This window comes from Frankia sp. R82, from assembly GCF_023716925.1.
In the GTDB taxonomy this organism is placed as follows: Bacteria; Actinomycetota; Actinomycetes; order Frankiales; family Frankiaceae; genus Frankia.
This window is the reverse complement of record NZ_JAMQQG010000242.1, coordinates 1-6,965: the sequence shown is the minus strand read 5'-3', so window position 1 is coordinate 6,965 and position 6,965 is coordinate 1. Positions and strand designations below refer to the sequence as shown.

Sequence of the window (6,965 nt, the reverse complement as noted above, 5' to 3'; positions counted from 1 at the left end):
GGGGGGGGGGGCGGGCGGGGGCGCGGGCGACGGCGCTGCCGCGGCGCCGGGCGCCGACCGTGGCCGGCTCGTTCGACTCCACCAGCGCACCCCACGCCCGCAGTCGTTCGTAGAGCACGGCCGGGGTCGTGCTGTAGAGCCGGGACAGCGACTGCAGGTCACCACGGCGCAGCCGCAGCACGTCCCGTGCGCTGTCCGAACGCAGGACCTGCACGATCGCGATCCAACGGCGCAGCGGCCCGGTGCGGGTCGGGGGTAGCTTGCGTAGCCGCCGCAGGTCGATGACCAGCGGGGGAAGGTGGTCGACCTCGCGCCGGTCGACCATGGGGGGCACCAGCAGGGTCGCGGGCACGTCGTAGAGTGCGGCGAGCTCGACGAGGCGGTGCACGCGCAGGGTACGGGAGCCTCGTTCGTAGGCGCCGAGAGTCCCCGCGGTCCATCGGCCGTCGGTGCGCTGCTGAACATCCAGCAACGACATACCTCGCCGATTGCGCGCCGCACGAAGCCTGCGGCCGAGCTCCAGGGCGTAGTCCGCCTCGGTCACAGTCTCCGTCCGGGTCAGGGTCGACGGGAGACGCCAACCGCCCCCGGTGACAGCCTGTCAGGCGTCCGTCCGCCTGGCAGCCGATTCGCGCACAAAGGCGCGGCCGAATGTGGCCCTACGGTGGTCCTCTGGTGCAGGGCGCTACAGAAAGTCAGATATGATCTCCATTTTGTATCTGAAAGTAGTCGAATGGCCGGTGAATGTCACCGTTATCGGCCGTCCGACCGGCCGTTGTCGTCGAGGCTGTCGTCGTCGAGGCTGTCCTCATCGAGGGCCCACGCGCGGGATCGTTCGACGGCCGCCTGCCAGCGTCGACGGCCTCGAGCCCGCCACGCGGCGGATCGCGCGGGACGGTAGCGCTCGGCGCGGTGGCGCAGGCCGGACAGCGCGGCCAGGTCGGGGAAGAAGCCGGTGGCCAGGCCCGCGAGATAGGCCGAGCCGAGCGCGGTGGTCTCGATGTTGTCGGGGACGTCGACGTCGACGCCCAGGATGTCGGCCTGGAACTGCATCAGCCAGGCGTTGCGGGCGGCGCCGCCGTCGGCGCGCAGCTCGGTCACGGCGAAGCCGGCGGCGGCCATCGCCTCGACCACGTCGCCGGTCTGCTGGGCGATGCCCTCGAGCACTGCGCGGGCCAGATGCGCCCGGGAGGTGCCGCGGGTGAGTCCGAGCAGGGTGCCGCGCGCCCGCGGATCCCAGTGCGGAGCGCCGAGCCCGGCCAACGCCGGGACGAAGTACACCCCGTCGTTGCCGGGCAGGGACGCGGCGAGCGCGGCCGTCTGGGCGACGTCACCGACGACGCCCAGGCCGTCGCGCAGCCACGCCACGGCCGAACCGGTGGACAGGATCGCGCCTTCCAGGGCGTACCGCACCGGCTCGCCGTCCAGCTGGTAGGCGGCGGTACGCAGCAGGCCCGCCGCCCGGGCCGGTTGCGGCGCCGGCACGGTGGCACCCGTGTTGACCAGGACGAACGAACCGGTGCCGTAGGTGCTCTTGGCCTGTCCCGGGGCGTGGCACCCCTGCGCGAACAGGGCCGCCTGCTGGTCGCCGACGGCCGCCGCGACCGGCACCCGCACACCGAGGAAGGCCGCCGGGTCCGTCGTCGCGTACACCCGGGAGCTCGGTACCACGGTGGGCAGCAGCTCGGCCGGCACATCGAACAGGGCGAGCAGTTCGTCGTCCCAGCGGCCGGTGGCGAGGTTCAGCAGCTGGGTGCGGGAGGCGTTGGTGATGTCGGTGACATGGGTGGCACCGCCGGTGAGCCGCCAGATCAGCCACGAGTCGACCGTGCCGACGGCAAGCTCGCCGCGTCCGGCTCGTCGGCGCAGGTCCGGGTCCCGGTCGAGGATCCAGGCGAGCTTCGTGCCGGAGAAGTACGGATCGAGGACCAGCCCGCTGCGGTCGGCCACCCACGGGCCCTGGCCGTCCGCGGCGAGCCGTTCGCAGTGCGCGGCGGTGCGCCGGTCCTGCCACACGATCGCCGGGTACACCGGCGTGGACGTGTTCCGCTCCCACACCAGCGTGGTCTCCCGCTGGTTGGTGATACCGAGCGCGGCCAGGTCGGTCGGCCGGCGGCCGGCGTCGACCAGAGCGGCCTGGACGGTGTCCACGACGCTGCGCCACAGCTGCTCGGGGTCCTGTTCGACCCAGCCCGGACGGGGGAAGTCCGGTGTCACGGGTGTGTGGCCGCGGCCGACGACCACCGCCTGGTCGTCCAGCAGGCACACCGTTGTTCCCGTGGTCCCCTGGTCGACGGCCGCCACCACCCGGCCCCGGTCTCGGCCGCCGTGTGCGGATTCCGCCATCGTCCGCCTCCCGCTCGCACCTGGCGGCCGGTCACCCGATGGCGCTCGGCCGCCGACAGCTCACCCGCTGTCGTGGTCCGATCCTGGCGCACCCGATGGCCACCCGCGCGATCCACGCGCTCCGGTGGGATCCACGCGGTCTGTGCGCGTGGGGAGCGACGCTGGCCCTGTGGGCACCGCGGCGGGTCAGCCGATGCTGGACAGGTCGATGGGGGAGCTCGGCGCGGTGGCGGCCGACGGCGCGCGGAAATCGCTCAGGCGCAGCCGGGTCGTCGAGTTGGCGGTGAGGGTGATCCGCAGCGGATAGGCGGGGCCGGTGTTGGCGACCTCGAAGGTCGTGCCGTCGGAGGAGCGCACCCGCACGGCGCGTTCGTCGTCCACCTTCTCCTGCTCGACCTTTCCGGCCAGGCCGACGAGATAGCTGCGCAGCGAGTCGCTGAACCGGTCGAGGGTGAAATAGCTGTACTTGGCGGCGTCGGCGGCGGCGAGCCGGACCCAGCGGTCGGCGAGCAGGTCCGCGGCGTCGGCGTCGCCGGTGGCGGTGTAGTACGAACGGGCCCGGCGGACGTACGTGTCCGCCTTGATCTTGACCAGCTGGGTCTGCTGCCCGTACTCCTCCACGGTGCCCTGGGTGGTGGTGGGCGACATCACCAGGTCGTAGTCGGCGGGGGCGTCACCGCTGGGATCGTCGACGGTACCGGCGAGGTGCACCCCGGGGGCCGTGCGCAGCGCCGTCACGGCGCGGGAGCCGACCTCGGCCGCCGGCAGGCCCTCCAGCCCGTTGGTCTTCTTGTCGCCACCGCCACCACTGCAGCCGGCGACCGTGGCCACAGCCACAAGGGCCATCGCCAGACCGAGCCCGACCAGTGCCCGGGGCAGCATGCCCGGTCGTCGTCCCGCCCGCATCTGCTGCGCCGCCTCCTGCTGCCGTCTGGCCCGATGGTGCCCGAGAGTGTCGCCAGTCTGTCAGCGCCCCGGCGGCGATGGTCAACCAGATGCCGGTGGTGGGTGGATGTTGTGTTTGCGCGTGCATTGTCGGGTACGGGACCGTTCGGACGGCGCCTGCTGGCATCAGCTGGCCGCGGCTCGGTCGCAGCGCGACCTCTGCGCGGTCCTGTCCGGCGACGGCCCGGCCTTCGCACGGCTTCCGGACGGGCTGCGGTGGTGGCGGTCTCGCCGGTGTGACGCAGATCAGCGCGCTGAAGTGACCTGATCGGGGGAGCTGGGTTCGACCGCGTCCCGTAAATAAGGCACACTGGCGTTGTGAAAAACGACCACGATGTCACGGGCGGGACGGCGGACGGCCGCACCCGCGACCGGGTCGTGCGTCGACTGCTGGAGGGGGGGTCGGCCACGGCGGCCGAGCTCTCCCGTCAGCTCGGTGTCTCACCGGCCGGGATCCGTCGTCACCTCGACGTCATGGTCGCCGACGGCATCATCTCGCCCATCGAGACCCGTTCCCACGGCCCGCGGGGCCGTGGCCGCCCGGCTCGTCGCTACGCGCTGACCGAGGTCGGCCACCAGGCCGGCCCGTCGGCCTACTCGGATCTGGCCGCCGGCGCCCTGAGCTTCCTCGCGGAGGTGGCCGGCCCGTCGGCGATCAGCACGTTCGCCGACAGCCGCGCGGTCGAGCTGGAACGGCGGGTGCGTTCGGCGGTCGTTGCCGCGTCCCCGCAGGAGCGGCCGGCGGCGCTGGCCGAGGCGATGACGGCGGCCGGGTACACCGCCAGCGTCTCGCAGCTGCCGACCGGGCTGCAGATCTGCCAGCACCACTGCCCGGTCCAGTTCGTCGCCGAGCGCTTCCCGGCGCTGTGCGACGCCGAGACCGCGGCGCTCGCCCGGGTGCTCGACACCCACGTGCAGCGTCTGGCGACGATCGCCCACGGCGACGGCGTCTGCACGACCCATGTCCCAGCGGGCCCGCCGCAGGAACCACTCCCATCATCCCCGTCTTCGGAAGGTTCCGCCCCATGACCACCCCTGCCGAGACCGCCCTTGAGGGCCTTGGCTCCTACCGGTTCGGATGGGCTGACACCGACGCCTATGCCGCCGATGTGGAGCGCGGCCTGTCCGAGGCGGTCGTCCGTGGCATTTCGGCCAAGAAGTCCGAGCCGTCGTGGATGACCGACCTGCGCATGAAGGGCCTGCGGCTGTTCGAGCGCAAGCCGATGCCGACCTGGGGTGCCGACCTCACCGGGATCCACTTCGACAACATCAAGTACTTCGTCCGCTCCACCGAGAAGCAGGCTGCCGAGTGGGAGGACCTCCCGGACGACATCCGGGCCACCTACGACCGGCTCGGCATCCCCGAGGCGGAGAAGCAGCGGCTCATCTCCGGTGTCGCCGCCCAGTACGAGTCCGAGGTCGTCTACCACAAGATCCGTGAGGATCTTGAGGAACAGGGCGTCATCTTCCTGGACACCGACTCCGGCCTGCGCGAGCACCCGGAGCTGTTCCAGGAGTACTTCGGCTCGGTCATCCCGGTCGGCGACAACAAGTTCGCCGCGCTGAACACCTCGGTCTGGTCGGGTGGCTCGTTCATCTACGTCCCGCCGGGCGTGCAGGTCGAGATCCCGCTGCAGGCCTACTTCCGGATCAACACCGAGAACATGGGCCAGTTCGAGCGGACGCTCATCATCGTCGACGAGGGTGCCTACGTGCACTACGTCGAGGGGTGCACCGCGCCGATCTACTCGTCGGACTCGCTGCACTCGGCCGTCGTCGAGATCGTGGTGAAGAAGAACGCGCGCTGCCGGTACACGACCATCCAGAACTGGTCGAACAACGTCTACAACCTGGTCACCAAGCGGGCGGCCTGCCACGAGGGCGCCACGATGGAGTGGGTCGACGGCAACATCGGCTCCAAGGTGACGATGAAGTACCCGGCCGTGTGGATGCTCGGTGAGCACGCCAAGGGCGAGGTCCTCTCGATCGCCTTCGCCGGCCCCGGCCAGCACCAGGACGCCGGCGCCAAGATGGTGCACGCCGCGCCGCACACGTCCTCGCAGATCATCTCCAAGTCGGTGGCCCGCGGCGGTGGCCGCACGTCCTACCGCGGTCTCGTGCAGATCAACGAGGGCTCGTCGGGCTCCCGCTCGACGGTCAAGTGCGACGCGCTGCTCGTCGACACCATCAGCCGCTCCGACACCTACCCGTACGTCGACGTGCGCGAGGACGACGCGTCCATCGGGCATGAGGCGAGCGTGTCGAAGGTCGGCGCGGACCAGCTGTTCTACCTGATGAGCCGCGGTCTGTCGGAGGAGGAGGCGATGGCGATGATCGTGCGCGGCTTCGTCGAGCCCATCGCCCGCGAACTGCCGATGGAATACGCGCTCGAACTCAACCGGCTCATCGAGCTGCAGATGGAAGGTTCGGTCGGCTGATGGCCGTCATCGATGCCACCGGGCGCCCCCCGGCGGCCGCCGGAGCCGTGCCCCGCCCGGTGCGTTCCCGTGACCCGCAGGACCACGACGTGCCCACCGGGCGCGAGGAGGCCTGGCGGTTCACCCCGCTGCGCCGTCTGCGTGGTCTGCCGACCGGCCCCGAGGCCGACGGTCGGGTCACCGTCACGGTCGCGGCACCGGACGGGGTCGCCGTCGAACAGCTTGACGCGGCCGACGCCCGGATCGGCCGGGTCCTGACCCCGGCCGACCGGGTCGCCGCGTTCGCCACCGCCCGCGCGGGCGGGGCGACCGCCGTGACCATCCCCGCCGAGGCGGCGCTGGCGGAACCGGTCGTGGTGCGCCTGCACGGCGAGGGCCCGCAGGGCGCCGCCGGCGCGGCCAGCGCAGCCGGGGTCGCCTACGGCCACCTCGTGATCGAGGCCGGGCCGTTCTCGTCCGCCACCGTCGTGCTCGACCACACCGGCAGCGCCACCTACGCCGGCAACGTCGAGGTGTACGTCGGCCACGGCGCGTCACTGACCGTGATCTCGGTGCAGGACTGGGACGCGGGCGCCGTGCACCTCGGTGCGCACGCCTTCTCCGTCGGCCGCGACGCGAAGCTGCGCTCGTTCACCGTCACACTCGGCGGTGACCTCGTCCGGCTCAACCCGACCGTCGACTACCGCGGCCCCGGCGGCGACGCCGAGCTCAACGGGGTGTTCTTCACCGACGCCGGCCAGCACCAGGAGCACCGCCTGCTGGTCACGCACGAGGCGCGCTCGTGCCGCAGCCGGGTGACCTACAAGGGTGCGCTGCGCGGCGAGTCGGCGCATGCGGTGTGGATCGGCGACGTCCTCATCGGCGCCGACGCGGTCGACACCGACACCTACGAGCTCAACCGCAACCTGGTGCTCACCGACGGCGCCCGCGCCGACTCGGTGCCGAACCTGGAGATCCTCACCGGCGAGGTTGTCGGCGCCGGGCATGCCAGCGCCACCGGCCGCTTCGACGACGAGGCGCTGTTCTACCTGCAGTCGCGCGGCATCCCGCCGGCCGAGGCCCGCCGGCTCGTCGTCCACGGCTTCTTCGCCGAGGTCATCGACCGGATCGACATCCCCGAGCTGCGCGACCCGAACAAGACCCCCCCCCCCCCCCCCCACCCCCCCCCCCCACCCCCCCCCCCCCCCCCCCCCCCCCCCCCCCCCCCCCCCCCCCCCCCCCCCCCCCCCCCCCCCC

At 72.2% G+C, this 6,965-nt stretch carries 6 protein-coding genes; 3 read left to right on the top strand and 3 right to left on the bottom strand.

Features of this window, described 5'->3' with window-relative positions; all coding sequences use genetic code 11:
* The 3 genes from ND747_RS19405 to ND747_RS19395 form a co-directional block, all read right to left on the bottom strand.
* Positions 1-544, bottom strand: a 544-nt coding sequence (locus ND747_RS19405; RefSeq protein WP_251735210.1) for a helix-turn-helix domain-containing protein, incomplete at its 3' end; no start/stop codon positions are given.
* A 209-nt stretch (positions 545-753) separates the two neighbouring features.
* Positions 754-2,346: a glycerol kinase GlpK gene (gene glpK, locus ND747_RS19400; protein ID WP_251735209.1), complete on the bottom strand. Its 1,593-nt coding sequence runs from the start codon at positions 2,344-2,346 to the stop codon at positions 754-756.
* Positions 2,347-2,532: 186 nt separating this feature from the next.
* Positions 2,533-3,228, bottom strand: a complete 696-nt coding sequence (locus ND747_RS19395) for a hypothetical protein (protein WP_251735208.1) — start codon at positions 3,226-3,228, stop codon at positions 2,533-2,535.
* A gap of 381 nt (positions 3,229-3,609) precedes the next feature.
* On the opposite strand from ND747_RS19395, the gene ND747_RS19390 reads away from it, so the two are divergent.
* The 3 genes from ND747_RS19390 to sufD all read left to right on the top strand — a co-directional run.
* On the top strand, positions 3,610-4,320 hold the full coding sequence (locus ND747_RS19390) for a metalloregulator ArsR/SmtB family transcription factor (RefSeq protein ID WP_251735207.1): 711 nt from the start codon (positions 3,610-3,612) through the stop codon (positions 4,318-4,320).
* The gene (gene sufB, locus ND747_RS19385) at positions 4,317-5,729 is read left to right on the top strand and encodes a Fe-S cluster assembly protein SufB (protein WP_251735205.1); all 1,413 of its coding nucleotides are present in this window, start codon (positions 4,317-4,319) and stop codon (positions 5,727-5,729) included. Before ND747_RS19390 ends, sufB begins: the two co-directional genes overlap by 4 nt.
* The coding region (gene sufD / locus ND747_RS19380) for a Fe-S cluster assembly protein SufD (protein ID WP_251735203.1) at positions 5,729-6,965 on the top strand (1,237 nt) is incomplete at its 3' end. The genes sufB and sufD, both read left to right, overlap by 1 nt.